Source organism: Escherichia sp. MOD1-EC5433, assembly GCF_002966005.1.
GTDB lineage: Bacteria > Pseudomonadota > Gammaproteobacteria > Enterobacterales > Enterobacteriaceae > Escherichia > Escherichia ruysiae.
This window is the reverse complement of record NZ_PTRL01000002.1, coordinates 103,100-128,931: the sequence shown is the minus strand read 5'-3', so window position 1 is coordinate 128,931 and position 25,832 is coordinate 103,100. Positions and strand designations below refer to the sequence as shown.

The following is a 25,832-nucleotide window of genomic DNA, read 5'->3' as shown; positions in this document are numbered from 1 at the left end:
CCGCGAAGGCGGGCATTGCTGGGGCCAGATTACTGCTGATGTTTAAGGATAAATTGACCTTTCGGCGCAACAGGGAAGCCCTGTTCGATGTCGTAAATCACATCACCACGTAAGATGGTTTTCGTGATACGCGCGCCAATGGTACGGCCAACATACGGACTGACTTTGTGGCGATATTCCAAATCGTCATTGGTAAGAACATAGCTGCTATTCGGCTGAATGAAGACAAAGTCGGCATCTTTTCCTGGGGCAATACGACCTTTTTGCTGCAGACCGAAAATATCTGCTGCATTAGTCGCCATTAATTTGCCAAACATTGCCAGAGACATACCGCGTTTCTGTACCGCTTCATCGAACATAACGTCCATGCAGCTTTGCAGACCGGCGATACCGCCCCATGCTTTCATGATGTTGCCAGCTTTCATTTCCGGCGGGCATGGAGAGTGGTCGGAAACCAGGCAGTCGATTTCACCGTTAAACAGTTTTTCCCACATGCCTTTCTGGTTTTCCAGATCGCGGATCGGCGGTGAACACTTCGCCAGGGTGCCAATTTCTTCGAACTGATCGGTATCCAGAACAAAGTAGTGCGGACAGGATTCACAGGTAACATCCTGACCTTCCTGACGAGCACGAGTCACTTCTTCAACACCTTCCGGGCTGCTGATGTGGCAAACGTGCAGACGACAACCGGCAACTTTCGCCAGGTACAATACGCGGCGAATCGCTTCCACTTCGGTAAATACCGGACGAGATGCCACATAGTCATGTGCGGTTACGCGACCTTCACGTTTCGCTTCTTCGCCCAGCTCATCACAGATCAGGGCGTTTTCGCAGTGCACCAGCACCGGCTGCCCCATTTCGCCCAGCTTCTGCGCGCCTTTGAAGAACTGCCAGTCGTTTACGTCACGAAAGTCGTTGTCGATACCACGATCGCCACAGGTCGCAACGAAGCATTTGAAGCCGACAACGCCCACTTCATCCAGCTCGTGCAGACGGTCGATGTTGTAAGACACCAGGCCACCCAGTTGTGCCGCATCGACAGTCAACTTACCTTTAGCGGCGTCGAACTTCAGTTCAATCGATGCGCGGTCAACGGTTGCTGGCAACTGGTTGAGCGGCATTTCGATCATGGTGGTGATACCGCCTTTTGCCGCTGCGCGAGTGCCGGTTTCATAACCTTCCCAGTGGCTACGACCCGGTTCAGAAATATGGCTGTGCGCATCGACCATACCCGGAGAAACGACCAGACCAGACGCATCCATAACTTCTTTTGCATCGCCCAGATCCTGACCGATAGCGGCAATTTTTCCGCCTTTAACGGCAATATCTACAACACGAGCTTCGTTTTCTAAAATGACGGTGCCGTTTTTAATAATTAAATCAAAAGACATAACAAACTCCTTGTAAAATACAGATTTTTTTTAACTCAATGTTCAATATCGGGATTAATTAACCTGTGACTTTTTGCTCTCCTGTTTTTTCTACTGCTGTGCGTTTCTTTAATAAGGCGTAGGCCGCAAAGGCGACGATAACGCCAACAAACCATGAAACACGCGATAACGGTTCCATGACCGGAATAAATTTACCGCCGAGAGATAAAATAACCGCAACCAGAGTTACTGAGAATGCCGTGAGGTTAAAACCGTTATCGTAATATTTAAAATCACCTGCTGCGGTGTACAGCTCATCGAGATTAATTTGCCCGCGCATGACCACGAAATAATGCGCCATCATCACGCCAATTACTGGACCCAGCATCCCACCGATAATATCGAGGAACAGATAAATACTGTCCTGATTCTCCATTAATTTCCACGGACAGATCAGCAGGCTGATAATACTGGCAATCAGTACGCCGTTTTTATAGGTCAGTTTCGTCGGTGCAATAGCGGCAATCTGATAACCGGCCGGAATAATATTACCGGTGGCGTTCGTGGAAATGGTCGTCATCAGAATAACCAGTACCGCAAAGAACGAGGCAAACAGGCTGTCCCAACGCTGAACAATATCCAGCACGTTCCAGGTATCCGCGCCGTAATGAATACTGGCTCCGGCAATAATACTCACCCCAGCGACCGCAAACAGGATATAAGCAACCACTAAACCCAGCGTTTGCCCCAGCGCCTGCTCACGAAACGAGTGGGCGTTTTGCGTAAAGTCGGATGCGCTAACTGCTGGTGCCGCCCATACCGCAACCACCGCGTTAATCACCACCAGGAACAGGAAGCCACTATTTTCTGCTTTCTGAATACCGCTCGGGATGTAGTCGAGGATTGGACCAATCCCTACCAGCGAAATCGCCCAAATCGCCATGCCGCCGAAAACGATATAGATGCACGGGTTAAGAATAGCGGTGAATTTATTTAATACTTTGCCGCCACCGAAGCCGATACCGACGTTCACCAGCCAGAAGAGCAAGAAGGTAATCAAGCCGGGCAGCGAAAGCCCTAACAGAGTGAAATCACCACCGAGAGTTAAAAATCCCGGCCAGATTTTGCCAATCAGAATCAAAAACGCCAGCGATCCGGCATAACACTGCAAACCAAACCACATAATGGCGGCAATCCCGCCTCTTAATAGTCCGGGAAACAGTGCGCCACGCACGCCATAAGAAGCTCGCAGGATCATAGCAAAAGGTACGCCGTATTTACTGCCCGCAGCACCGTTTAATACCATTACAGCAGCTATAAAAAAGGCGCTAAGGATAATTGCCAGCATAATACTAAAGGTAGACAAGCCGAGAATAAAAAAGCCGCCGACCATTACATAATTGGGAACGTTATGAACCGAACCCATCCATAAGGTAAAGTAGTTAAATGTTTTCCAGGTACGTTGATTTTGCGTTTTCGGTAATAAATCTTCGCTATATCCGCGTTGCTGGAATAGTTTTCTCTGATGTTCCATAAATCCCTCTTAATTTCACGTATCGAATAACGCTGTTTTAATCTAGCTATGAGGAACTAATAAAATAAAAAATAGTTTTTTTAATACTGAAGCAACGTCGTTGGCTGCTTTCTTTTTTTACTGCTGGCCGAATCAATTATTTGATATCGGCCATTTTTATTGCAGGCATCGAGGCTTCATCGGCAACGATGCCTTTTTATCAGGCGAGTTTATGATTCGCCATTAACTCCAGCGCCTGCACTAACGCAGAGTGATCCAACTGGCTGCCGCCGTTTGCCGCACAGGTATTAAATAACTCCTGGCAGGTTGCGGTGTTTGGCAGATTCAGCGCCAGTGCTTTCGCACTTTGCAGCGCCAGGTTGAGATCTTTCTGGTGCAGAGCGATTTTGAAGCCCGGATTAAAGGTACGTTTAATCATGCGCTCACCGTGAACTTCCAGAATGCGCGAGGAAGCAAAGCCGCCCATCAGCGCCTGCCGCACACGCACCGGATCGGCACCGGCTTTTGAAGCAAACAGCAGGGCTTCAGAAACCGCTTCAATATTGAGCGCCACGATAATCTGGTTTGCTACTTTACAGGTCTGACCGTCGCCGTTACCGCCCACGAGGGTGATATTTTTACCGAGCAGTTCAAACAGCGGTTTAACACGTTCAAATACCGCTTCGTCACCGCCAACCATAATTGACAATGTCCCTTCACGGGCGCCGATTTCGCCGCCGGAGACTGGCGCGTCGAGATAATCGCCGCCCAGTTCATTCACCTGACGGGCGAAACGTTTAGTTTCAATCGGTGAAATGGAACTCATATCAACAATGGTTTTGCCCTTCAGCGAGGCTTTAGTACAACCATTTTCACCAAACAGCACTTCTTCAACGTGCGGCGTATCCGGCACCATAATAAAAATGATGTCTGACGCTTCTGTTACCTTGCGCGAAGTTTCAACACCGACGGCACCGAGAGACAGTAATTCGTCAGCCACCGGACCGATGGTTGTGACATGCAGTTGATGACCGGCGCGCGCCAGATTAATGGCCATCGGAGTACCCATAATGCCTAAGCCAATAAATCCCAGTTTCATAATTAACCTCTTTTAAATATCGGTATTCCTGAATGCAGACAACACGATCCCCTGCCGACGTAGCGGCCTAAAAAAGCATTGTCTGAACAGCGTTACGTTTTAACGGTACGGTTTCATCCAGCCTAAACCGGCTTCCGTGGTGGTTTGGGGTTTATATTCACAGCCAACCCAACCGTTGTAGTCAGAATTTTCAATTACCTTAAAGAGATAATCGTAATTAATTTCTCCGGTTCCCGGTTCGCCACGATGTGGATTATCGGCAATTTGCATATGTCCAATTTTATCGGCCCATTGGGTCATGGTGTTGGTTAATTCACCTTCCATCCGCTGCATGTGATAAATGTCATACTGAATTTTCAAATTGCAGCAGCCTACATCATCAATCAGTTTCAGCGCCTGTTGAGTTCCGGTGAGATGGAAACCAGGAATATCAAAATGGTTGATAGGCTCAATCAGTAATAAAATATCTTCTTTCATCAACATATTCGCGGCATAACGCAGGTTTTCCACAAGCGTTGCGTGAATCTGTTCACTGCTGAAACCCGCCGGAGTTTTACCGACGAGACAGTTAATTTTTTTATTACCCAGCGCACGAGCATAACGAATCGCCGCTGCTACGCCATCACGAAACTCTTCTTCACGGCCAGGAATACAGGCAATACCCCGCTCGCCCGCCGCCCAGTCACCCGCAGGTAAATTATGCAGCGTATGCTCGAGTTTATTACTCGCCAGCACCTGTTTTAATTCTTCAATGTCGTAGTCATAAGGAAACATAAATTCAACGCCGCGAAAACCACACTGCGCGGCTTTCTCAAAACGGGCGAGAAAATCATATTCGCCAAATAACATCGATAAATTAGCAGAGAAACGTAACATTATTTATCTCCCTTATTCATAGTGCATGAAGCAGGTTTCAGTCGGCGCGTCCGCTGCGTTATCGGCGATATCTTCAAATTCCATGACGTTATCCAGTTCGCTACCCATAGAAATATTGGTTACTCGCTCCAGCATAATTTCTACCACCACCGGGACACGGTACTGATTCATTAAGACTTTCGCTTGTTCAAAGGCCGGAGCAATATCTTCCGGTTTGAAAACGCGAATCGCTTTACAGCCTAAACCTTCCGCCACTTTCACGTGGTCAACGCCGTAACCGTTCACATCACTGGAGTTAATATTTTCAAACGCGAGCTGTACGCAGTAATCCATATCAAATGCGCGCTGCGACTGACGAATCAGGCCGAGATAAGCGTTATTGACCAGCACATGGATGTACGGAATGTTGAACTGGGCGCCAACGGCTAATTCTTCAATCAGGAACTGGAAGTCGAAGTCACCGGAAATCGCCACCACATTACGCTCTGGATCAGCAGCACACACACCCAGCGCCGCCGGAATGGTCCAGCCCAGCGGGCCTGCCTGACCACAGTTGATCCAGTGACGGTCTTTAAAGACATGCAGCATTTGCGCCGCAGCAATTTGTGACAGGCCGATTGTGGTGACATAGCAAACATCGCGACCAAAGGCTTTGTTCATCTCTTCATACACGCGCTGCGGTTTCACCGGCACGTTGTCGAAGTGAGTTTTACGCAGCAAAGTACGTTTGCGTTGCTGGCAGTCGGCGACCCACTCTTTACGGCACGGCAGACGACCGGCTTTTTGCATCTCCTGCGCCACTTCAACCAGCAGCGTCAGTGCCGCTTTGGCGTCGGAGACAATACCCAGATCCGGGCACAGTACGCGGCCAATTTGCGTCGGCTCAATATCGATATGAACGATTTTGCGCCCTTCGGTGTATTTCTCTACCGAACCGGTATGACGGTTCGCAAAACGGTTACCGATACCAAACACCATGTCGGACGCCAGTAGCGTTGCGTTACCGTAACGATGTGCGGTTTGCAGACCCACCATCCCGGCCATCAGTTCATGATCGTCCGGGATACAGCCCCAGCCCATCAGCGTTGGGATCACCGGAACGCTGGTCAGTTCGGCAAACTGTTGTAACAGCGCGGCAGCATCGGCGTTGATAACCCCGCCCCCGGCAACGATCACTGGACGCTCGGCCTGGATTAACATTTCTACAGCTTTTTCGATCTGCATACGGCTGGCAGCAGGTTTGTAGACCGGCAGCGGTTCGTACATGTCAGGATCAAACTCGATTTCCGCAACCTGTACGTCGAACGGTAAATCCACCAGTACCGGCCCCGGACGACCAGAACGCATCAGGTGAAATGCCTGTTGCAGCACACGAGGCACCAGCGCCGCTTCACGTACTGTAACCGCCATTTTACTGACCGGCTTGGCGATTGCTTCAATATCAACGGCCTGGAAATCTTCTTTATGCAGACGGGCGCGCGGAGCCTGACCGGTAATGCACAAAATAGGAATGGAATCAGCAGAAGCGGAATAGAGCGCAGTGATCATGTCAGTGCCTGCTGGTCCCGAGGTTCCCAGACATACGCCGATATTCCCTGCCGTTGCGCGGGTGTAGCCTTCCGCCATGTGCGACGCACCTTCCACGTGACGCGCCAGAATGTGACGAATACCGCCGTGCTTACGCATCGCTGAGTAGAAAGGATTGATTGCTGCTCCCGGAACGCCGAAGGCGGTGGTGATACCTTCTTTCTCCAGCACATACATTGCCGCGTCAACGGCTCTCATTTTTGCCATTTTATTCCTACCTCTATTAATTGGAAAAATTTTCCAACTTTCAAATTTTGTCAAAAAAACCCGCTCCGCAGAGCGGGATGCGACAGACACTATGGATGTGCTTTCAGTCCCAACGCCGTGCTGATATCGCGGGCGGTGTCTCTTACCAGCTCACCCTGACTGACAAAACGATCTTCTGTCAGTCTTGATGAAGGCCCGGAGATGGAGATAGCAGCAACAACACTACCCACATCATCATAAATTGCTGAAGCTATGCAATTCAGGCCAACAACATGCTCTTCTTTATCTACGGTATAGCCCAGTTCACGCGCTTGTTCCAGATCCTTCAGCAAGGTGGGCATATCCACAAGCGTAGTTGGCGTAAACTGCTGCAAACCGGTTTGCAGGATGATGCTCATCAGCTCCTCTTCCGCCAGCGGATAAAGCAGCGCCTTGCCTGCGCCGGAAGCATGTAACGGCAGACGACTGCCCAGCGGCGCACACATCCTGACCATCGATTTACACTCTAACTGACCAATTAATACCGCTTCATTGCCGTTACGAATCGCGACATTGACCGTCTCGCCGGAAAGCAACATCAGGCGGCGCATAAACGGCCCGGCGACGGAGAGGACATCGCGGTTATGGATGTACGCCGCTCCGACGTTAAAGACACCTAATCCTATATGCCACCAGCCTAACTGACTGTCCTGGTAGACAAAATCTGCAGCCTGTAAAACCTTCAGCAGGCGAAAGGTCGTGGAGAGCGGCAAATCCAGATTGAGAGAAATATCGCTAACCGACGAACTTCCCCCACTTTTTTCCAGATATTGCAGAATCGCAATTCCCCGCTCTAACGCCTGTGCGCCCTTCTGTGCCACAGGCTCCGCCTGTCCTGGCCTGCCGCGCCGTCTAACTTCCGTCATACCTACGTTAACTCCGACCTACAAGTGAGCATAAACAATGAACAATTCGTTTATCTTATGCAAGTCGGTTTCAGGCGTCACGCAAAACAGAGTTCCTGTTCAGGAATACTTTCAACATCACAGTTGTCGCTGCCGCCGCGATCGATGGTCAGAAAATCAGTGACTCGCTGCCAGGCGAAAAGCGGGTGATGCCAGACATTACGATGGTAATTCACGCCCTGCTCACCGTTGGTGATAAACGCCCGCAGCGTTGACAGATCTGGAGTTTCATCGCCTAACGCCACGACCACCACAAACGCTTCGCCTTTCATCGGGATAAACGCCTGAGTGCCCAGCGGATGACGCTCAAGTTCATGAATGGTCAGCGGCAGATTCGCCGGTTGCGCGCGGTTAATGCTGATAAGCGTACGGTCTTGCTCAAGAATCTCAACCAGCGCCAAATCGTGATAACGCTCCACCAGTCCATTGTTAATATGGAAAAAATCCCGTTGCTGCGTTTCGATTACGTCGCCATAAGCACTGAAGGCTTCCTGACTTAACGGTAATACCTGAAGTTTCATCTTTTTGTCCTTGTAACATAATTCCGTTCAACCAGCGCCGACCGGTCAGCTTGGTTTCAATAACAGGCAATCTAAAACCTTAAGAGAACAACATCAACACAAAAGTTGGAATATTTTTCCAAAACTAGATTTAGCCCACAAATCACGCAGGGTTATCATGTAAAAATACAGGTAAATCAAAGGACAGAAAATCACGCAACTCGCTGATTTAAAAAGGGGATACCTGAAGATGTTCGATCCAGAAACCTTGCGTACTTTCATTGCGGTTGCTGAAACAGGAAGTTTTTCAAAAGCGGCAGAACGATTATGTAAAACCACGGCGACCATCAGTTATCGCATTAAACTTCTGGAAGAAAATACCGGGGTGGCACTGTTTTTCCGCACCACTCGCAGCGTGACATTGACAGCGGCTGGCGAGCATCTGCTTTGTCAGGCCAGAGACTGGCTGAGCTGGCTGGAAAGTATGCCCAGCGAGCTGCAACAGGTGAATGATGGCGTGGAACGCCAGGTGAATATTGTCATCAACAACCTGCTCTACAACTCCCAGGCCGTCGCCCAGTTGCTGGCGTGGCTGAATGAACGTTACCCGTTTACCCAGTTTCACATCTCCCGACAAATCTATATGGGCGTCTGGGACTCGCTATTGTACGAAGGTTTTTCGCTGGCTATCGGCGTCACGGGAACTGAGGCGCTGGCAAATACCTTTAGTCTTGATCCCTTAGGATCGGTGCAATGGCGCTTTGTCATGGCGGCGGATCATCCGCTAGCGAACGTTGAAGAGCCGCTAACAGAAGCGCAGTTGCGGCGCTTTCCGGCGGTCAATATTGAAGACAGCGCCCGCACCTTAACCAAGCGAGTCGCCTGGCGATTGCCGGGGCAAAAAGAGATTCTCGTTCCGGACATGGAGACGAAAATCGCTGCCCATCTGGCGGGCGTTGGTATCGGTTTTTTGCCAAAATCACTTTGCCAGTCAATGATCGATAATCAACAACTGGTCAGCCGGGTCATTCCAACGATGCGCCCTCCTTCGCCATTGAGTCTGGCATGGCGCAAATTTGGTAGCGGCAAAGCGGTAGAAGATATTGTGACCTTGTTTACCCAGCGCAGACCAGAAATCAGCGGATTTTTAGAAATTTTCGGCAACTCACACAGTTAAAAATCAAGTTTCCTCGCGCGTTGGCGCGTAAAATAGCGCGCAAGCTGATTTGAGGTTCACTTTTAACTATGCAAGAGAGATACACGGAACAGGACTATCGTGCCCTGCTGATTGCTGATACGCCCATTATTGATGTTCGCGCCCCCATCGAGTTTGAGCAAGGCGCAATGCCCGCCGCTATCAACCTGCCGTTAATGAATAACGATGAACGCGCCGCCGTTGGCACCTGCTATAAACAGCAAGGGTCAGACGCGGCGCTGGCGCTGGGGCATAAACTGGTGGCGGGTGAAATTCGTCAGCAGCGCATGGACGCCTGGCGGGCAGCGTGCCTGCAAAATCCGCAAGGTATTCTCTGCTGCGCCCGTGGCGGTCAACGTTCACATATTGTGCAACGCTGGCTGCATGAAGCGGGAATTGATTATCCGCTGGTGGAAGGCGGTTATAAGGCACTGCGCCAGGCCGCGATTCAGGCGACCATTGAACTGTCACAAAAACCGATAGTACTGATTGGCGGTTGTACCGGCAGTGGTAAAACGCTGTTAGTGCAGCAACAGCCGAACGGTATCGATCTGGAAGGGCTGGCGCGTCATCGCGGCTCTGCTTTTGGTCGTACGTTGCAACCGCAACTTAGCCAGGCGAGTTTTGAAAACCTGCTAGCTGCCGAAATGCTAAAAACCGACGCCCGTCAGGATCTACGCCTGTGGGTACTGGAAGATGAAAGCCGGATGATTGGTTCTAATCACCTGCCGGAATGTCTGCGCGAGCGAATGACCCAGGCGGCGATTGCCGTGGTGGAAGACCCGTTTGAGATCCGTCTTGAACGTCTGAACGAAGAATATTTCTTGCGTATGCATCATGATTTTACCCACGTGTACGGCGACGAACAGGGCTGGCAAGAGTATTGCGAGTACCTGCATCACGGACTTTCGGGGATTAAGCGTCGGCTGGGGCTACAACGATATAACGAACTGGCTGCCCGACTGGATGCGGCGCTGGCAACGCAACTCGCAACCGGCAGCACCGACGGTCATCTGGCCTGGCTGGTGCCGTTACTTGAAGAGTATTACGACCCGATGTATCGCTATCAGCTTGAGAAAAAAGCAGAAAAAGTTGTCTTTCGCGGTGAGTGGGCGGAAGTGATGGAGTGGGTTAAGGCGCAGTGATGAGGGGTATTCTGTACGCGCTGTTCACGCCGGATGCGGCGTGAACGCCTAATCTGACCTACACAATCTTGCAAAATCAATATATTGCACGATCTTCGCAGACCAGATAAGGCGTAGCGCATCAGGCAATCTAACGCCTGTCATCACCCCGCAAACTGCCTGAACAGCGCCTTACCCTTAACCAGTCGCGCCCCCAGCCAGCCGCCGAAAAGCGACAGCAGCAACGCACCGCTGCACGGCAGCACAATCCACAATCGCCAGTCTGGCTCCCACGGGAAATCAAACACTTTCGATTGCAGTACTGCCAGCGCCGTTTCCGCGCCGATTGCAGCCACTAGTCCAGAAACAAACCCGAGCATGGCGAACTCACACCACAATGTCGTGCGCAGCAGTTTTTTGCCCGCACCGAGTGTGCGCCACACCACCAGCTCCTGATGGCGCTGACGCATTCCCACCTGCACCTGTGCCAGCAACAGCAACATACCGCAGGCGGTGACCAGCACTACCATCACTTCCAGCGCCCGACTTACCTGCTCCAGCACCTGGCCGACCTGTTTTAAAATCGCGCCAATGTCTAACAGGCTAATGGTCGGGAACTGGCGGTTGAGTTGCGTCAACATGCCGTTGCCGTTCTCCCAGCGGAAACTGGTGAGCCAGCTTTGCGGCTGCCCGTCCAGCGCCCCTTCCGAGAAAATAAAATAGAAATTAGGCCGCAGGCTTTCCCAGCCCACTTTGCGCAGGCTGGTTACTTTGGCGCGGAACTCCTGGGTATCGCCCATAAAAGTCACGGTATCGCCGAGGGCAACGTTTAAGCGTTTCGCCAGCCCCTCTTCCATCGACACTTCATCGGCTTTTGGCGGCCAGTTACCGGCGACAATCGGGTTATGATCGGGCCGCGTATTTTGCCAGGTGAGGTTGAGTTCGCGGTTGAGCGCCTCATCTTCATTGCCTTCTGTCGGCTTGCCGTTAATCGCCGTCAGCCGCGCCCGCACCACCGGATAAAACGATTCCGGGACTATTTGATGTTCCGCGAGGAACGCTTTTAGCGGCATAACCTGTTCTGTGGCGATGTTGATTAAAAAGTAGTTCGGGCTTTCTGGCGGTAACTGCTGTTGCCAGCGGTCGAGCAGATCGCCACGCAGCACCAGCAGTAGTGCCAGCAGCATAAAGGAGAGCGAAAATGCCGAGAGCTGGCTTAACGTTGACCACGGCTGACGTAACAGGCGGCTAACCGCCAGGCGCAGAGGTAGCGATTTCAGCGTCATGCGGCGAAGTACATTCAGCAGCATCCAGCCCAGCACACCGCACAGCAAAGCCAGCACTACCGCGCCCGCCAGCACCGCCCAGAGCAGCATACTGCCACCCATTAATCCGGCGAGCAGCAGCACAACCACCACACTGACAATCGGCAGATAAAACTTCAGCGGCCAGACGTTCGCTACCACATCATTACGTAATACGCGTAAAGGCTGCGTTGCCAGCAACAGGTGGTACGGTCGCAGCCCCACCAGTAGCGAGATGACCGTCATGGTGCCGAGCGCCCACAGCCACGGCCAGAAGCTGGCAGGTGGTAGTGCGGCAGGCAGAACGGGCTTGAGCAGTACCATCAACACGTTTTCGAACAACAGGCCTATCGCACCACCGGTAACGGCTGAAAGCACCAGCACCATTAACCACTGGCCGACAATCAGCTTACGCAGTTGCGCTCGCCCTGCCCCCAGCGTTTTGAGGATCGCCACCAGGTCGTAGCGACTGCGACAGTAATGATTCATCGCCACCGCGACCGCCGCCACCGCCAGCAGCAAGGTCAGCAGCGCCGAAAGCAGCAGGAACTGTTGCGAGCGTTCCATCGAACGCCCCAGAGCGCCTTCGTCCTGTTCCAGCCCGTACCAGCGTTGTTCAGGTTTAAGCTGGGGTAACAGCCATTTCTCATAGCCATCGAGCTGGTTCTCGTTGCCGCCGAATTTATAGCGCCAGGTGACCCGACTTCCCGGCTGCACGGCTCCGGTTTTATCGACATCCGCCAGATTCATCATCAGACGCGGAGCCATCTGGAAGGGGTTAAAACCGGAATCCGGTTCCTGAATCACTTCTCCGGCAATCCGCAAGGTGGCATCGCCCACGTCAATGGTGTCGCCCGTTTTCAGGTTAAGCAGTGCCATCAGGCGTGGGGCCAGCAATACGCTGCCCGCCTGCGGTTTCAGGCCAGGGGGATTAGTTTGCAGATCGCCATACATCGGGTAGATATCATCCACCGCTTTGACGTTCGCCAGCTGCGGTGTATCGCCTGCAAATGTCATGGTGGCGAAAGTCAGCTGCTTGCCGACTTTCAGGCCGCGCTTTTGCGCTTCCTCCAGCCACGCTTGCGGCACTTCGCGCGAACTGCGCAACGCCCGATCGCCCGCCATAAACTCACGGCTTTGCTGGCTTAAACCTTTCTCCATGCGATCGCTAATATTGCCCAGCGCCAGCACGCAGGCCACCGCCAGGCTTAGCGCCAGCCAGACAATTAATAGCGACGGCGAGCGCCATTCGCGCCAGAACCAACGTGCAATCATGCTTCCTCCTGCAACTGCCCGTTCACCAGCCGTAAGCAGCGGTCGCAGCGTGCCGCCAGTTGCAGGTCGTGGGTCACCATAATCAACGTGGTGCCATGTTCACGGTTGAGGGAAAACAGCAGGTCGGCAATTTTATCGCCCGTCTGGCGGTCAAGGTTGCCGGTGGGTTCGTCGGCAAACAGCACATCAGGTCGACCGTTAAAGGCTCGTGCCAGCGCCACTCGTTGCTGTTCACCGCCGGAAAGCTGTGCCGGAAGATGATCAAGACGTTTACCCAGCCCTAACTGTTCGAGCAACGCTTTCGCTCCGTTACGACTTTCCACGCTACTCTCACCGCGCAGCAGCGCCGGAAGCTCGACGTTTTCCAGCGCATTAAGAGTAGGGATTAACATAAATGACTGAAAAACAAAGCCTACGTGCTTCGCGCGCAACTTTGCCCGCGCTTCTTCGTCCATATTATGTAGCGGTTGTCCCACCAGACTCACTTCGCCACTGCTGCCGTCATCCAGCCCGGCGAGGATCGCCAGCAAGGTTGACTTACCCGATCCCGACTCGCCCACCAGTGCGATGGTCTCGCCACGTTTGACAACCAGCTCAACTCCGGTGAGGATGGAGAGTTCATGCTCCCCCTGACCGACGGACTTCTTAAGATGATGAACTTCAACAATGTTTTCCGCTGGCATTTGCCCTTCCTGTTCCTGGTTCTGTTAACCTTCCGTGCCGCCGCAGCGGACACGTTATTGATTCTGGGTGATAGCCTGAGCGCCGGGTATCGAATGTCTGCCAGCGCGGCCTGGCCTGCCTTGTTGAATGATAAGTGGCAGAGTAAAACGTCGGTAGTCAATGCCAGCATCAGCGGCGACACCTCGCAACAAGGGCTGGCGCGCCTTCCGGCTCTGCTGAAGCAGCATCAGCCGCGCTGGGTGCTGGTTGAACTGGGCGGCAATGATGGATTGCGTGGTTTTCAGCCACAGCAAACCGAGCAAACGCTGCGCCAGATTTTGCAGGATGTCAAAGCCGCCAACGCTGAACCATTGTTAATGCAAATACGTCTGCCTGCAAACTATGGTCGCCGTTATAATGAAGCCTTTAGCGCCATTTACCCCAAACTCGCGAAAGAGTTTGATGTTCCGCTGCTGCCTTTTTTTATGGAAGAGGTCTACCTCAAGCCACAATGGATGCAGGATGACGGTATTCATCCCAACCGCGACGCCCAGCCGTTTATTGCCGACTGGATGGCGAAGCAGTTGCAGCCTTTAGTAAATCATGACTCATAAAGCAACGGAGATCCTGACAGGTAAAGTTATGCAAAAATCGGTCTTAATTACCGGATGTTCCAGTGGAATTGGTCTGGAAAGCGCGCTCGAATTAAAACGCCAGGGTTTTCATGTGCTGGCTGGTTGCCGGAAACCGGATGATGTTGAGCGTATGAACAGCATGGGATTCACCGGCGTGTTGATCGATCTGGATTCGCCAGAAAGTGTTGATCGCGCAGCCGACGAAGTGATCGCCCTGACCGATAATTGTCTGTATGGGATCTTTAACAATGCCGGATTCGGCATGTATGGCCCCCTTTCCACCATCAGCCGTGCGCAGATGGAACAGCAGTTTTCCGCCAACTTTTTCGGCGCACACCAGCTCACCATGCGCCTGTTACCCGCGATGTTACCGCACGGTGAAGGACGTATTGTGATGACCTCATCGGTGATGGGATTAATCTCCACGCCGGGTCGTGGCGCTTACGCGGCCAGTAAATATGCGCTGGAGGCGTGGTCAGACGCACTGCGCATGGAGCTGCGCCACAGCGGAATTAAAGTCAGCCTCATTGAGCCGGGGCCTATTCGTACTCGCTTTACCGACAACGTCAACCAGACGCAAAGTGATAAACCGGTCGAAAACCCCGGCATTGCTGCCCGCTTTACGTTGGAGCCTGAAGCGGTGGTCGCCAAAGTGCGCCATGCTTTTATTAGCGAGAAGCCGAAGATGCGCTATCCGGTAACGCTGGTGACCTGGGCAGTAATGGTGCTTAAGCGCCTGCTGCCGGGGCGCGTGATGGACAAAATATTGCAGGGGTGAGTTGAAGCGCGCGCTTAAGCCCCCATGTCAAAGAAAATATCGACAACAGAGAGCGACTCCATGTCCGTAGAAAATATTGTCAACATTAACGAATCTAACCTGCAACAGGTTCTTGAACAGTCGATGACCACTCCGGTGCTGTTCTATTTTTGGTCTGAACGTAGCCAGCACTGTTTGCAGTTAACCCCGATCCTGGAAAGCCTCGCGGCGCAGTACAACGGGCAATTTATTCTGGCGAAGCTGGACTGTGACGCTGAGCAGATGATTGCTTCTCAGTTTGGTCTGCGCGCGATTCCGACCGTTTATCTGTTCCAGAACGGGCAACCGGTAGACGGCTTCCAGGGACCGCAACCGGAAGAGGCGATCCGCGCCCTGCTGGATAAAGTACTGCCGCGCGAAGAAGAGCTGAAAGCGCAGCAGGCGATGCAGCTGATGCAGGAAGGCAATTACACCGACGCCCTGCCATTGCTGAAAGACGCCTGGCAGTTGTCGAATCAGAACGGGGAGATCGGCCTGCTGCTGGCAGAAACGCTGATTGCGCTGAACCGTTCTGAAGATGCAGAAGCGGTGCTGAAAACCATTCCGTTGCAGGATCAGGACACCCGCTACCAGGGGCTGGTGGCGCAAATCGAACTGCTGAAGCAGGCGGCTGATACGCCGGAAATTCAACAGTTGCAACAGCAGGTGGCGGAGAATCCAGAAGATGCCGCACTGGCGACGCAACTGGCTCTGCAACTGCACCAGGTTGGGCGCAATGAAGAGGCGCTGGAGTTACTGTTCGGGCATCTGCGTAAAGATCTCACCGCCGCAGACGGTCAGACACGTAAAACGTTCCAGGAGATCCTCGCTGCGCTGGGTACGGGTGATGCGCTGGCGTCGAAGTATCGCCGCCAGCTGTATGCATTGTTGTATTGATATTCCGTTGATCGGCACATGAACCACAACGCCGGATGCGATGCTGCGCATCCGGCATCGCATCATTTCTTCTTCAATTGCGTCACCACCAACTGGTGGCGCGAATTGTAAAACTTACGATAGGTTAAATAGCAGGCAATAATGGTCGACAAGCTGGCGGTTGAGAGCAGCATAAAGGTCACCATAATCTGATATTTAATCGCCTTCACCGGATCAATCCCGGCAAATATCAGCCCGGACATCATTCCTGGTAAACTCACTAAGCCAACCGTTTTTGCTGAATCGACCGTCGGAATTAAAGCCGCGCGAATACTGTCGCGAATCAATATCGCTGAAGCCTGCTTCGGCGTCGCGCCAAGACTCAGTTTCTCCTGAATCTGTTGCTGTTCGCTAATGACCCGTTGCCCTAAATTGTTGTAACACAACCCCACCGCTACCATGGCGTTACCGGCAATCATCCCGGCGATAGGGATCACCTGCATCGGGATAAATTCAATCGACCCTGAGAGAATCAGCACCGCCAGGGTAATTCCCGCCCCGACCGTAATGGCAATAAACGATGAGATAAAAGCTTTAGCAATATATTTACTGCGTTTTTGCGCGTTCCACGCCGCATTAAAGCAGATAAATAACACCATCAATAATGTCAGGCTGGCATCATCCACGCTGAAAATATACTTCAGCACATAGCCGACAATAATCAGCTGAATTATCGCTCGCCCGACGCTCCAGAGAATATCTTTCTCCAGCGCCAGTTTTTCTTTATGGCTAATTAAGATTGCCACCACCACCAGCATTAATGCCAGTGCTAATGATTCGTTAGTAATATTATGCGAGTTCATAGCGTGCTTCCTGCATTTCTCCGGCATGCGGTTGCAGTGTAATCACTTTATCCGCATGATTAATTTCGTCTTTATCGTGTGTCACCCACAGCACGGCAATATTTTGCTCGCGCACATAACGGTGGATCATCTCGTTGACGTTATGTTTATTACTTTCATCCAGTGCACTGGTAATTTCATCCAGCAATAATACCTTTGGCATAAATTGCAGATTACGAATCAATGAGATGCGTTGTTTTTCACCACCAGACAGTTCGGCGATATTTTTCGTCAAAATGGTGTCCGGCAAGGCGAAGCGTTCGAGGAAATCGAGAAAAATAGCCGGATCAGGCTGTTGGTTACGGATCTGCCAGGGAAAAATCAGGTTATCGTATACCGTGTCGCCAAACAGCGTTGGCGTCTGGGCGCAGTAAGAAACTTGCTGGCGGTAGGTTTCTGGCTTTAGTGTGCTGACATCCTCACCTTCAAACAGTAATGCTCCGCTGGTTGGGCTGATTAATGAAGCAACAATTTTCAGCAGCGTACTTTTGCCACAACCGGAAGAACCGGTAATTAACTTAAATTCGCCAGCACGCAGCGAAAAACTGATGTTATTAAGAATCTTCGCATCACCCGCCAGATATCCTACGTTTTGTAGCTGAAGCAAAGGACTATTTTCCTGCATCGCTGTTCCCTTTATCTCATTTTTAATAAAAACAGTTTATCCTCCACAAGAATAAGGGGGAACTCCCTTTCAGTAATCAGGTATAATTTGTTTAATCAAGCAGCAACTTTGCTCATTATGGACGGTACAACAGGAGGTTTTTCCGATGCTTATCTTTATCCCGATTCTCATTTTTGTCGCGCTGGTGATTGTCGGCGCAGGCGTCAAAATCGTGCCGCAGGGCTATCAGTGGACGGTAGAACGTTTTGGTCGCTATACCAAAACGCTACAACCGGGGCTAAGTCTGGTGGTGCCGTTTATGGATCGCATTGGTCGCAAGATCAATATGATGGAGCAAGTGCTCGATATCCCTTCCCAGGAAGTTATCTCGAAAGATAACGCCAACGTGACCATCGACGCAGTCTGTTTTATTCAGGTGATTGATGCCCCGCGCGCCGCTTATGAAGTCAGCAATCTGGAGCTGGCAATCATCAACCTGACCATGACCAACATCCGTACCGTGCTTGGCTCAATGGAACTGGACGAAATGCTCTCCCAGCGCGACAGCATTAACTCGCGCCTGCTGCATATTGTCGATGAAGCCACCAACCCGTGGGGGATTAAAGTCACCCGTATTGAAATTCGCGACGTGCGCCCGCCGGCAGAGCTTATCTCTTCGATGAACGCGCAGATGAAAGCGGAACGTACCAAACGCGCTTACATCCTTGAGGCGGAAGGGATCCGTCAGGCGGAAATCCTCAAAGCCGAAGGTGAAAAACAGTCGCAAATCCTGAAAGCGGAAGGCGAACGTCAGTCGGCGTTTTTACAGGCTGAAGCGCGTGAACGTTCCGCTGAAGCGGAAGCTCGCGCGACCCAAATGGTGTCTGAAGCCATCGCCTCCGGTGATATTCAGGCGGTGAACTATTTCGTGGCGCAGAAATACACCGAAGCGTTGCAACAGATCGGTTCGTCCAGTAACAGCAAAGTGGTGATGATGCCATTAGACGCCAGCAGCCTGATGGGGTCGATTGCCGGGATTGCCGAACTGGTGAAAGACAGCGCCAACGAGCGAAATAAATCATGATCGAGCTGCTGGTAGTACACCCGCATATTTTCTGGCTGAGTCTCGGCGGTTTATTGCTGGCTGCCGAGATGCTGGGCGGAAACGGTTATCTGTTGTGGAGCGGTGTCGCGGCAGTGATTACTGGCCTGGTGGTCTGGCTGCTGCCGCTGGGGTGGGAATGGCAAGGGGTGATGTTTGCTGTCCTGACGCTGCTCGCTGCCTGGCTATGGTGGAAATGGTTGTCGCGGCGGGTACGTGAACAAAAGCACAGCGACAGCCATCTTAACCAGCGTGGCCAGCAGTTGATTGGCAGACGATTTGTGCTGGAATCACCGTTAGTCAACGGACGCGGTCATATGCGCGTCGGCGACAGTTCATGGCCGGTCAGCGCCAGCGAAGATCTCGGCGCAGGTACGCATGTTGAGGTGATTGCGATTGAAGGGATAACGCTGGTCATCCGTGCGGTCATCGCCTGATGCGACGCTGACGCGTCTTATCATGCCTGGAAGTCTGTGCCTGATTGTAGGCCGGATAAGGCGTTCTCGCCGCATCCGGCAATTATGCACGAATGCCTGATACGATACTGACGCGTTTTATCATGCCAACAAGTCTGTGCCCGAATCGTAGGCCGCATCCACCATGTAATCTGGCATTGGTAATTTACTCTTCCTGGCCTTTATTCATACCTTTCTGGTCTTCATCCGGATAATGTTTTTTTAAATATTCCAGGACGTTTTTATTGACCTTATGTTGGGTATACACCCACCCTTTCCAGTAATCGGGCTGATCCAGGTAAACTTCTGGCGGAATAGTGAAATCAGAAAGCGTTAACCATTCGGCTAACAGATCGGGGTTTCTCTTCTGGATCAACTGCAACAGCATGATCAGCGACATAGCAGAGGCAGGAGCCGTACTATCGCCGCTTAAATACTTCCACACCGTGGAGCGATTCGAACGAAAAAGGATAGGGAGTAATGCCCTGTCCAGATTCATTTCATTAAAAATCTTCTCAAATTCATTCATTTAATTTTCCTGCCTGGCGTAAACCTCTTAAAAATTGAGATTTATCAAAGAAACGCATTCTAACATACATCAGCAACAGCATCACGTTTAGTCCAGAAACGGAGTTTATTTCGCTTATCAAAACAAGTCTTTACGATTTCTTACAGAGAAACGGCACAAAATGATTTTCCATTTTATTTCTAATGGAAACTTTTTTAGTTTCTATTAGGCAGTGTTTACGCTTACACCGCATAAAAACGCGCTTTACATCACACAAATGCCAGCGTAGATTTCGATCAATACGAAACGCATAATATTTCTTATAACAACAATTAATGTTGCTATAAGAAACATAAATGCGACTTACTTTGATTGAGAAAAAATGAATGAAAACTGTAAAGATATCTTTACTGGCTGTCGTTATTGCTACTACTGTCAGTCCATCTGCCTTTGCGGGTGATACGATTGAGGCGGCAGCGACAGAACTGGAGGCAATCCAACCTGGGATGTCACATGAAGAAGTTGACCAGAAAATTGGACGCTTCATGATTCGTACTGGAAATACAGAAGCCGCGCAAGACTATCTGTTTTCGCATGGGTATATATCTTCAGAGACGGGCGAAAATATCTCCCCAGAACAGACCCAGGCAGACCGCGATGCGGCACAGGATACAGCCATCCAGAATGCGCAAACCACCGCTAACACAGCAGTGTCGACCGCCAATGAAGCGCACCAGGCTATTACGTCAGCGCAAACCGAGATTGACGCCAGCAAAGCGGCTATTCATAAAAATACTGACGACATTATCGAACAGAAGAACATTCTTAGAGCTCAACAAGACCAAATTAACGATACGCAAAAAACAGTTGCAGCTACCGGTGATGTTCAGACCGCCGCCCGTTATCAAAGCATGGTAAACGCCCGTCAGGACGCTGCGGATAACGCACAGCAGCAACAAGCCGAAGCTCAACAAACGCAGATTACCGAACAGCAAAAGCAAATCGAAGCTACACAAAAAACGGTTGCTGCTACTGGTGACGTTCAGACCACCGCCCGTTATCAAAGCATGGTAAACGCCCGTCAGGACGCTGCGGATAACGCACAGCAGCAACAAGCCGAAGCTCAACAAACGCAGATTACCGAACAGCAAAAGCAAATCGAAGCCACACAAAAAACGGTCGCAGCTACCGGTGATGTTCAGACCGCCGCCCGTTATCAGGGAATGGTCAACGCTAAACTGGCTGCGGAAAGTGAAGCCAGCACGCGCGCTTCTGCGGAGCAAGGGAAAAAAATTGACGCTCTTTCTTCTACCATGACGACGGTATCTCAAAGTGTTGCTACCGAGAACCACACAAAAGAACTGGAAGAAATTCATGGCGATATAACAAAAACCAACACTGCGGTAAGTAAGCTGGCGGCACAACAACAGATAGATAGCGTTCATTACGGTGAACAAATTCAAAACCTGGTGCAGGATTCCACCGACACACATCAGCAGTTATCAACCACTCAAAAACGAGTAGCGGATAACAGCCAACAAATTAATACGCTCAATAACCATTTCAGCTCACTGAAAAACGAAGTTGAAGACAACCGTAAAGATGCCAATGCAGGGATCGCGTCAGCTATTGCCATTGCCTCACAGCCGCAGGTGAAAACCGGTGATTTAATGATGGTGTCTGCGGGCGCAGGAACGTTTAATGGTGAATCAGCGGTATCTGTCGGCACGTCTTTTAATGCCGGGATCCACACAGTAATTAAAGCTGGAGTTTCTGCGGATACGCAATCTGATTTCGGTGCGGGTGTCGGTGTGGGATATTCGTTCTAATATTTCTCTGGATACTTTATAAATATCAATAAAAACCATTAAATAAATTAGAGCAAGGACGTTTGCCTGTTTTTACTCTTTACTACATTTTAAGGTTAACAATGATGAATAGCACCATTAAATCGATTTCCCTGCTGGCGTTAATCATGCTGGCTGGTTGTAGCTCTCCCGCGTCTCGCATTGCAGATTGCCAGGCGCAAGGCGTATCTCATGACACCTGTTATCTTGCCGAACAGCAGCGGCAGACCGCTATTTTAAGTGTTTCCGAGGCACAGGCTTATAAGAACGCAGAAGCCGTACAACATGCCCAGGCTGCTAAAAAATCCATTTATAAAGGTTTTGGCGTAACCTTCAGAATGAGTAGCAAAAACTTTGCTTATCTCAATGATTCATTATGTGCGATTGATGAAGATAATGCCGATGCCACAGTTTATCAGTCGGGTCTGTATAACGTGATTGTTTATCATCACACAGGAAAAGTCGCATTAATGAAGGAAGGCCAGTTTGTAGGCTATTTAAAATGAAGGATGAAAAGAAAATATCCCTGACACATATTTTGATTATCGGCGCCTTTATTTTTGCTTTCTTGCAAGTGGTATTATTAGCCTCCCTGGTTCATGCGGTAAATGTTAACAATGAAATCCAGGAAGGCTTATTTCAGTCTGGGCGCATTATGGTAGAAAGTTTGCAGCACATTCTTTCTGTGCAAACGGGAATTAACTGATTTTTCACCCCGCCCGATGATGACAGCAGCCGGAGAGATTTTCGATAATCGGGCAGTCGGCGCTGTCATCGCCGGGGCAGGCATTCGCCAGCTCCAGTAACTGGTCGCGCATGGATTGCAGTTCTTCGATATGTCGCTCGATCTCCGCCACCTTCTCCAGCGTGCGCCGTTTTACATCAGCACTGTGGCGCTGCGGGTCGTTAAACAGATTCACCAGTTCGCCGCTCTCTTCCAGGTTAAAGCCCACCTGGCGCGCCTGGCGCAGTAAGGTCAGTTCGTTGAGATGCTGCTGCGTGTAGGTGCGATAACCGTTTTCGCTGCGCATCGGCGGTGTCACCAGCCCCTTCTCTTCATAGAAGCGAATGGCTTTGCTGGTCAGGCCGGTAATTTTTGCTACATCGCTAATGTTCATCGTTCGCGCAACGCCTCCTGTGCTTTGTTAAAGGGTTTCAACAGATAATCCAGCACGCTCTTTTTGCCGGTGCGGATATCGACCGTCGCCACCATGCCGGGAAATATCGGAAACTGCTGTTTGCTTTTATTTTCCAGATGATTACTGAAAGTGCGAATGTACACCCGATAGTAATAAACATCTCGCCGCACTTCATCCTGCACGGTGTCCGGTGATATCACCGCCACTTCCCCCGGCAAACCACCGTAGATGGAGTAATCGTAAGCGGTAATTTTCACCAGCGATTTTTGCCCCGGATGGATAAACGCCACATCGCGCGGGGAGATTTTTGCCTCAATCAGCAGTTGCTCATCCAGCGGCACGATGGTCATCAGTTTACCACCGGGGGCAATGACGCCGCCAACCGTGGTGACATCAATATCCTGAACAATGCCACGAACTGGCGCAGTAAAGTTGAGCCTGGTGAGGGAGTCTTCACGCCCACGGATCACCGAACGCTGGGTTTCCACTTCCGCATTAGCTTTCGCTAACTCTTCCCGCGCCTGTACGTAGTATTGCGTGCGCACGTCGCTAAGTTTGTTTTCCAGTTCATTGGCCTGGCGTTGCAGGCGCAGCACTTCGACGCTGCTCGCAGCCCCTTGTTTCACCAGCGGCTGGGTCATCGCCAGTTCACGGTTGACCAGGCTAATCCCCTGCGTCAGCCCGGTGGTGGCTTTGTTCAACCCGTCGCGGCGAGTGTTGTACAACGCCGTTTCCGACTCGATAAGTTCGGGGAATTTATTCAGTTCGTCAGGGAAGACCAGCGGTTTATTGCTCACTTCTGCCCGCAGCCGCGCCGAGGTTGCCAGCGCCGCGTACAGGCGCGACATCGCTTCCTGAACGTCGGATTCCGTTTTGGTGCGGTTAAGCTGCGCCAGCGGCTGACCCTGTTCAACAATATCGCCAACCTTCACGTCGAGATGATACAGAATTCCGCCTTCCAGCGACTGCACCACCTGTTCACGCCCGGAAGGTTCTACCGTGCCGCTGCCGGTGGTCACTTCATCAAGCTGGAAGTACCACGCCCAGCCGAGAAAACAGAGTAACATTACGGCAGTCACGCGCACTGCCAGTGCCGAACGCGGCAGGCGAGGTTCAGTCAGGCCACGGTTGTATTGCAGTTGTCCGTTCATGCGCCAGCCCTCTTATTCTTCTCCTGCAACACCACGCGTCGCGCCGTGGGTTCGCCCTGTTCACGCAAAATAGTCTCTTTCGCGCCGTCCATCACAATGCGACCCTGATCCATCACGATTATCCTGTCCACCAGTTGCAGCATCGCCGTGCGGTGAGTGGCGATTACCAGCGTGCGATGACCAATCCACTGCTTCAGTTGTTCGATTAAATGCGCTTCCGCCATTTCGTCCAGCGAGGCGCTGGGTTCGTCAAGCAGGACGATATTGGGTTGAGAGATAAGTAGCCGCGCCAGCAGCAGCGTTTGCCGCTGACCGCCAGAAAGACCAAATCCCCCTTCCTGAATCATGTAGTTGAGGCCGTTTTTCTGCTTCTGCACAAAGGGCAGCGCCCCGCTGAGGATTAACGCGCGTTCGATATCTTCATCGCTGGCTTCCGGCATCCCCATCGTCAGGTTTTCCCGCAGCGAGCCGAAGAACAGCCGTCCGGTCTGGCTAAGCAGCCCCATGTCGCGGCGCAGATCCGCCGGATCAAGCTGCCCGATGCTGATGTTATCCAGCAGCACCTGCCCCTGCTGGGCGATACGCATTCCGGCGAGCATTTGCAGTAGTGTTGATTTACCCGCGCCGTTGCGCCCAAGTATGGCGATTTTCTCACCAGCCTGAATGTTGAGTTTGCCGATTGCCACATCGGCAATCTTCTCTTCTTCGTCGTAATAAAACACCGCGTTGCTGAACTGATAATTGCCGTGCAGCACCGCTTTATGCACCAGTTTGCCGTGTTCCGGCTGATCCACCGGTCGCTTCATCAGTTCATCAAGGCCGTTACGCGCCACTTTCGCCTGCTGCCAGCGCGAGAGCACCCCGGAAATCTGCGACAGCGGCGCAATGGTGCGCGAAGCCAGGATCGTCGTTCCCACCAGCGCGCCGGTGGTCATGTCGCCGTTCATCACCATAAAACAGCCCACCAGCAGCACCACCACGTAGACGATGGATTGCACTTCCTGCGTCCAGGTGAGCAGCAGCCCGGTGAGAAAACGTTGCTTCATGCTGATGGAGGACGCCACATCGTTGGTGTGATTCCACTGATTCTGGAAACGCTGTTCGGCGCGCAGCAGTTTGATGTCTTCAATCGACTGCACGGCTTCCACAAGCGTCGCGTTGCGTACCGCCGACTCGCGCATCCCTTCGTTCGCCAGCCGCGCCAGCGGGCGTTGCACCAGCAGGCCGGGGATCACTAATAACGGCAGCGCCAGCAAAACAACCAGCACTAGCCAGCCGCCGATCATCCACAAAATAAAGACAAACAGCAGGAAGAACGGCAGATCCGCCACCGCGCCGATGGTGGTGGAAGTAATAAGCTCACGCACCGATTCCAGTTCGCGGATCTGCGAGATAAACGAGCCGGTGGATTTCGATCGCACGTTATTTTTCAGCCGTAATGCATGACCAAAAACGCGATCCGAAATCCGTAAATCCGCCCGTTTACCAATCACATCGGAAAGATGTGTGCGCACCATGCGCATACAAAACTCAAACAGGATCGCCATCATCACCCCGGCGAACAGCACCCATAGCGTCGGGTACGACTGCGCCGGAACCACCCGGTCATAAACCTGCATCGAGAAAATCATCGCCGCCAGAGCCAGCACGTTCGCCACCAGCGAGGCCAGCATAATATCGCCGTAGCGCCGCCAGTCTTTTAGCGAGAGATTCCAGAACCAGTTCGCCTGATACGGGCGAATGTAGTCATCCACCCGCGCATCGGGAATGGCGCTGAGCGGGCGCAGCAGCGCCAGTTCGACGATTTTATCCTCAACATCCGCGACGTTAAGCGTGGTTTCCAGCCCTTCGTCACCGCTGAACTGAATGCTGATATTGTCGTGATTGTCGCGGCGGGTGATCACGCCAATCTGCTGATTATCAAACACCGCGATCAACGGCAGCCGCCACGGGTTAAGCGAGTCGGCGGAGAACTCAACCAGCCGCAGCCCCATCCCCAACTGCCGCGCCATGTCGGTAAGTAACTCTTCCCGCTTGCTGTCGCGCTCCCAGTTGACAGTTGCGCGCACGTTCTCCTGAGAAAAATCGAGGCGATAATAGCGTGCCACGGCGATCATCGCCTCCAGCCAGGCTTCCACGGACTGGGCATTTTTTTTCATT

Annotated in this window: 24 protein-coding genes and 1 pseudogene; 10 read left to right on the top strand and 15 right to left on the bottom strand. The window is 51.8% G+C overall.

Annotation, left to right across the window (positions count from 1 at the left end):
* Window positions 1–29: 29 nt before the first annotated feature.
* The 7 genes from allB to allA form a co-directional block, all read right to left on the bottom strand.
* Window positions 30–1,391: an allantoinase AllB gene (gene allB, locus C3D30_RS05055; RefSeq protein ID WP_000006875.1), complete on the bottom strand. Its 1,362-nt coding sequence runs from the start codon at window positions 1,389–1,391 to the stop codon at window positions 30–32.
* Window positions 1,392–1,449: 58 nt separating this feature from the next.
* Complete coding sequence (locus C3D30_RS05050) at window positions 1,450–2,904, bottom strand: allantoin transporter (protein ID WP_021550374.1); 1,455 nt, start codon at window positions 2,902–2,904, stop codon at window positions 1,450–1,452.
* Window positions 2,905–3,103: 199 nt separating this feature from the next.
* Window positions 3,104–3,982: a 2-hydroxy-3-oxopropionate reductase gene (gene glxR / locus C3D30_RS05045; protein WP_105284690.1), complete on the bottom strand. Its 879-nt coding sequence runs from the start codon at window positions 3,980–3,982 to the stop codon at window positions 3,104–3,106.
* Window positions 3,983–4,081: 99 nt separating this feature from the next.
* Window positions 4,082–4,858, bottom strand: coding sequence for a hydroxypyruvate isomerase (gene hyi / locus C3D30_RS05040; protein ID WP_105286552.1), 777 nt, complete (start codon window positions 4,856–4,858; stop codon window positions 4,082–4,084).
* Window positions 4,859–4,870: 12 nt separating this feature from the next.
* Entirely contained in the window at window positions 4,871–6,652 is a 1,782-nt protein-coding gene (gene gcl / locus C3D30_RS05035; RefSeq protein ID WP_001096879.1) for a glyoxylate carboligase, read from the bottom strand.
* Window positions 6,653–6,741: 89 nt separating this feature from the next.
* Complete coding sequence (gene allR / locus C3D30_RS05030; RefSeq protein ID WP_000141275.1) at window positions 6,742–7,557, bottom strand: HTH-type transcriptional repressor AllR; 816 nt, start codon at window positions 7,555–7,557, stop codon at window positions 6,742–6,744.
* Between the two features lie 77 nt (window positions 7,558–7,634).
* Window positions 7,635–8,117: an ureidoglycolate lyase gene (gene allA, locus C3D30_RS05025; protein WP_000776382.1), complete on the bottom strand. Its 483-nt coding sequence runs from the start codon at window positions 8,115–8,117 to the stop codon at window positions 7,635–7,637.
* 229 nt (window positions 8,118–8,346) lie between these two features.
* Between allA and allS the strand changes: the two genes are divergently transcribed.
* Window positions 8,347–9,273 (top strand): HTH-type transcriptional activator AllS, encoded by a 927-nt coding sequence (allS, locus tag C3D30_RS05020; RefSeq protein ID WP_016159158.1) that lies wholly within the window; start codon window positions 8,347–8,349, stop codon window positions 9,271–9,273.
* A 68-nt stretch (window positions 9,274–9,341) separates the two neighbouring features.
* Window positions 9,342–10,436 carry a tRNA 2-selenouridine(34) synthase MnmH gene (mnmH, locus tag C3D30_RS05015; protein WP_105286551.1) on the top strand — a complete coding sequence of 365 codons (1,095 nt, stop codon included), beginning with the start codon at window positions 9,342–9,344 and terminating at the stop codon, window positions 10,434–10,436.
* A gap of 143 nt (window positions 10,437–10,579) precedes the next feature.
* On the opposite strand, the gene ybbP is transcribed toward mnmH, so the two are convergent.
* On the bottom strand, window positions 10,580–12,994 hold the full coding sequence (gene ybbP / locus C3D30_RS05010) for a putative ABC transporter permease subunit YbbP (protein WP_105286550.1): 2,415 nt from the start codon (window positions 12,992–12,994) through the stop codon (window positions 10,580–10,582).
* On the bottom strand, window positions 12,991–13,677 hold the full coding sequence (gene ybbA / locus C3D30_RS05005; protein WP_001110581.1) for a putative ABC transporter ATP-binding protein YbbA: 687 nt from the start codon (window positions 13,675–13,677) through the stop codon (window positions 12,991–12,993). The genes ybbP and ybbA overlap by 4 nt, the downstream gene beginning before the upstream one ends.
* Between ybbA and tesA the strand changes: the two genes are divergently transcribed.
* Genes tesA through cnoX form a run of 3 tightly spaced genes read left to right on the top strand, consistent with a single transcriptional unit; the run spans window position 13,648 to window position 15,985 of the window.
* On the top strand, window positions 13,648–14,271 hold the full coding sequence (gene tesA, locus C3D30_RS05000) for a multifunctional acyl-CoA thioesterase I/protease I/lysophospholipase L1 (protein WP_001295836.1): 624 nt from the start codon (window positions 13,648–13,650) through the stop codon (window positions 14,269–14,271). The genes ybbA and tesA overlap by 30 nt on opposite strands.
* The gene (gene ybbO / locus C3D30_RS04995) at window positions 14,261–15,070 is read left to right on the top strand and encodes an NADP(+)-dependent aldehyde reductase (RefSeq protein ID WP_000148956.1); all 810 of its coding nucleotides are present in this window, start codon (window positions 14,261–14,263) and stop codon (window positions 15,068–15,070) included. The genes tesA and ybbO overlap by 11 nt, the downstream gene beginning before the upstream one ends.
* Before the next feature lie 60 nt (window positions 15,071–15,130).
* Window positions 15,131–15,985 carry a chaperedoxin gene (gene cnoX / locus C3D30_RS04990; RefSeq protein ID WP_016159169.1) on the top strand — a complete coding sequence of 285 codons (855 nt, stop codon included), beginning with the start codon at window positions 15,131–15,133 and terminating at the stop codon, window positions 15,983–15,985.
* 62 nt (window positions 15,986–16,047) lie between these two features.
* Here the strand turns inward: cnoX and fetB are convergent, their stop codons facing one another.
* Both fetB and fetA read right to left on the bottom strand, forming a co-directional pair.
* Window positions 16,048–16,827 (bottom strand): iron efflux ABC transporter permease subunit FetB, encoded by a 780-nt coding sequence (gene fetB / locus C3D30_RS04985; RefSeq protein WP_001295323.1) that lies wholly within the window; start codon window positions 16,825–16,827, stop codon window positions 16,048–16,050.
* Window positions 16,814–17,491, bottom strand: a complete 678-nt coding sequence (gene fetA, locus C3D30_RS04980; protein ID WP_105286549.1) for an iron efflux ABC transporter ATP-binding subunit FetA — start codon at window positions 17,489–17,491, stop codon at window positions 16,814–16,816. The genes fetB and fetA overlap by 14 nt, the downstream gene beginning before the upstream one ends.
* 145 nt (window positions 17,492–17,636) lie before the next feature.
* Between fetA and C3D30_RS04975 the strand changes: the two genes are divergently transcribed.
* Window positions 17,637–18,554 carry an SPFH domain-containing protein gene (locus C3D30_RS04975; protein WP_000904498.1) on the top strand — a complete coding sequence of 306 codons (918 nt, stop codon included), beginning with the start codon at window positions 17,637–17,639 and terminating at the stop codon, window positions 18,552–18,554.
* Complete coding sequence (locus C3D30_RS04970) at window positions 18,551–19,009, top strand: NfeD family protein (RefSeq protein ID WP_000571574.1); 459 nt, start codon at window positions 18,551–18,553, stop codon at window positions 19,007–19,009. Before C3D30_RS04975 ends, C3D30_RS04970 begins: the two co-directional genes overlap by 4 nt.
* Window positions 19,010–19,193: 184 nt before the next feature.
* On the opposite strand, the gene C3D30_RS04965 is transcribed toward C3D30_RS04970, so the two are convergent.
* Window positions 19,194–19,556 (bottom strand): hypothetical protein, encoded by a 363-nt coding sequence (locus C3D30_RS04965; protein ID WP_001001641.1) that lies wholly within the window; start codon window positions 19,554–19,556, stop codon window positions 19,194–19,196.
* A gap of 1,424 nt (window positions 19,557–20,980) precedes the next feature.
* On the opposite strand from C3D30_RS04965, the pseudogene C3D30_RS20805 reads away from it, so the two are divergent.
* The 3 genes and pseudogenes from C3D30_RS20805 to C3D30_RS04950 form a co-directional block, all read left to right on the top strand.
* Window positions 20,981–21,364 (top strand): annotated as a pseudogene (locus tag C3D30_RS20805) (YadA C-terminal domain-containing protein); the annotation flags it as partial.
* 101 nt (window positions 21,365–21,465) lie between these two features.
* On the top strand, window positions 21,466–21,888 hold the full coding sequence (locus tag C3D30_RS04955; RefSeq protein WP_021550362.1) for a hypothetical protein: 423 nt from the start codon (window positions 21,466–21,468) through the stop codon (window positions 21,886–21,888).
* Window positions 21,885–22,088, top strand: coding sequence for a hypothetical protein (locus tag C3D30_RS04950; RefSeq protein WP_000650965.1), 204 nt, complete (start codon window positions 21,885–21,887; stop codon window positions 22,086–22,088). The genes C3D30_RS04955 and C3D30_RS04950 overlap by 4 nt, the downstream gene beginning before the upstream one ends.
* A 4-nt stretch (window positions 22,089–22,092) precedes the next feature.
* On the opposite strand, the gene cueR is transcribed toward C3D30_RS04950, so the two are convergent.
* Genes cueR through C3D30_RS04935 form a run of 3 tightly spaced genes read right to left on the bottom strand, consistent with a single transcriptional unit; the run spans window position 22,093 to window position 25,831 of the window.
* The gene (cueR, locus tag C3D30_RS04945) at window positions 22,093–22,500 is read right to left on the bottom strand and encodes a Cu(I)-responsive transcriptional regulator (RefSeq protein WP_001026750.1); all 408 of its coding nucleotides are present in this window, start codon (window positions 22,498–22,500) and stop codon (window positions 22,093–22,095) included.
* Window positions 22,497–23,672, bottom strand: a complete 1,176-nt coding sequence (locus C3D30_RS04940) for an HlyD family type I secretion periplasmic adaptor subunit (RefSeq protein WP_001014327.1) — start codon at window positions 23,670–23,672, stop codon at window positions 22,497–22,499. The genes cueR and C3D30_RS04940 overlap by 4 nt, the downstream gene beginning before the upstream one ends.
* Window positions 23,669–25,831: a type I secretion system permease/ATPase gene (locus C3D30_RS04935; protein ID WP_105286547.1), complete on the bottom strand. Its 2,163-nt coding sequence runs from the start codon at window positions 25,829–25,831 to the stop codon at window positions 23,669–23,671. Before C3D30_RS04935 ends, C3D30_RS04940 begins: the two co-directional genes overlap by 4 nt.
* Between the last annotated feature and the right edge of the window lies 1 nt (window position 25,832).

Coding starts and splice junctions, on each gene's coding strand:
- ybbO (WP_000148956.1), top strand. CDS start 14,261: ATGACTCATAAAGCAACGGAGATCCTGACAGGTAAAGTTATGCAAAAA.
- allR (WP_000141275.1), bottom strand. CDS start 7,557: ATGACGGAAGTTAGACGGCGCGGCAGGCCAGGACAGGCGGAGCCTGTG.
- C3D30_RS04965 (WP_001001641.1), bottom strand. CDS start 19,556: ATGAATGAATTTGAGAAGATTTTTAATGAAATGAATCTGGACAGGGCA.
- C3D30_RS04970 (WP_000571574.1), top strand. CDS start 18,551: ATGATCGAGCTGCTGGTAGTACACCCGCATATTTTCTGGCTGAGTCTC.
- hyi (WP_105286552.1), bottom strand. CDS start 4,858: ATGTTACGTTTCTCTGCTAATTTATCGATGTTATTTGGCGAATATGAT.
- C3D30_RS04955 (WP_021550362.1), top strand. CDS start 21,466: ATGATGAATAGCACCATTAAATCGATTTCCCTGCTGGCGTTAATCATG.
- ybbP (WP_105286550.1), bottom strand. CDS start 12,994: ATGATTGCACGTTGGTTCTGGCGCGAATGGCGCTCGCCGTCGCTATTA.
- cueR (WP_001026750.1), bottom strand. CDS start 22,500: ATGAACATTAGCGATGTAGCAAAAATTACCGGCCTGACCAGCAAAGCC.
- ybbA (WP_001110581.1), bottom strand. CDS start 13,677: ATGCCAGCGGAAAACATTGTTGAAGTTCATCATCTTAAGAAGTCCGTC.
- tesA (WP_001295836.1), top strand. CDS start 13,648: ATGAACTTCAACAATGTTTTCCGCTGGCATTTGCCCTTCCTGTTCCTG.
- glxR (WP_105284690.1), bottom strand. CDS start 3,982: ATGAAACTGGGATTTATTGGCTTAGGCATTATGGGTACTCCGATGGCC.
- gcl (WP_001096879.1), bottom strand. CDS start 6,652: ATGGCAAAAATGAGAGCCGTTGACGCGGCAATGTATGTGCTGGAGAAA.
- allS (WP_016159158.1), top strand. CDS start 8,347: ATGTTCGATCCAGAAACCTTGCGTACTTTCATTGCGGTTGCTGAAACA.
- allB (WP_000006875.1), bottom strand. CDS start 1,391: ATGTCTTTTGATTTAATTATTAAAAACGGCACCGTCATTTTAGAAAAC.
- C3D30_RS04940 (WP_001014327.1), bottom strand. CDS start 23,672: ATGAACGGACAACTGCAATACAACCGTGGCCTGACTGAACCTCGCCTG.
- C3D30_RS04935 (WP_105286547.1), bottom strand. CDS start 25,831: ATGAAAAAAAATGCCCAGTCCGTGGAAGCCTGGCTGGAGGCGATGATC.
- fetB (WP_001295323.1), bottom strand. CDS start 16,827: ATGAACTCGCATAATATTACTAACGAATCATTAGCACTGGCATTAATG.
- C3D30_RS04950 (WP_000650965.1), top strand. CDS start 21,885: ATGAAGGATGAAAAGAAAATATCCCTGACACATATTTTGATTATCGGC.
- C3D30_RS04975 (WP_000904498.1), top strand. CDS start 17,637: ATGCTTATCTTTATCCCGATTCTCATTTTTGTCGCGCTGGTGATTGTC.
- cnoX (WP_016159169.1), top strand. CDS start 15,131: ATGTCCGTAGAAAATATTGTCAACATTAACGAATCTAACCTGCAACAG.
- C3D30_RS05050 (WP_021550374.1), bottom strand. CDS start 2,904: ATGGAACATCAGAGAAAACTATTCCAGCAACGCGGATATAGCGAAGAT.
- allA (WP_000776382.1), bottom strand. CDS start 8,117: ATGAAACTTCAGGTATTACCGTTAAGTCAGGAAGCCTTCAGTGCTTAT.
- fetA (WP_105286549.1), bottom strand. CDS start 17,491: ATGCAGGAAAATAGTCCTTTGCTTCAGCTACAAAACGTAGGATATCTG.
- mnmH (WP_105286551.1), top strand. CDS start 9,342: ATGCAAGAGAGATACACGGAACAGGACTATCGTGCCCTGCTGATTGCT.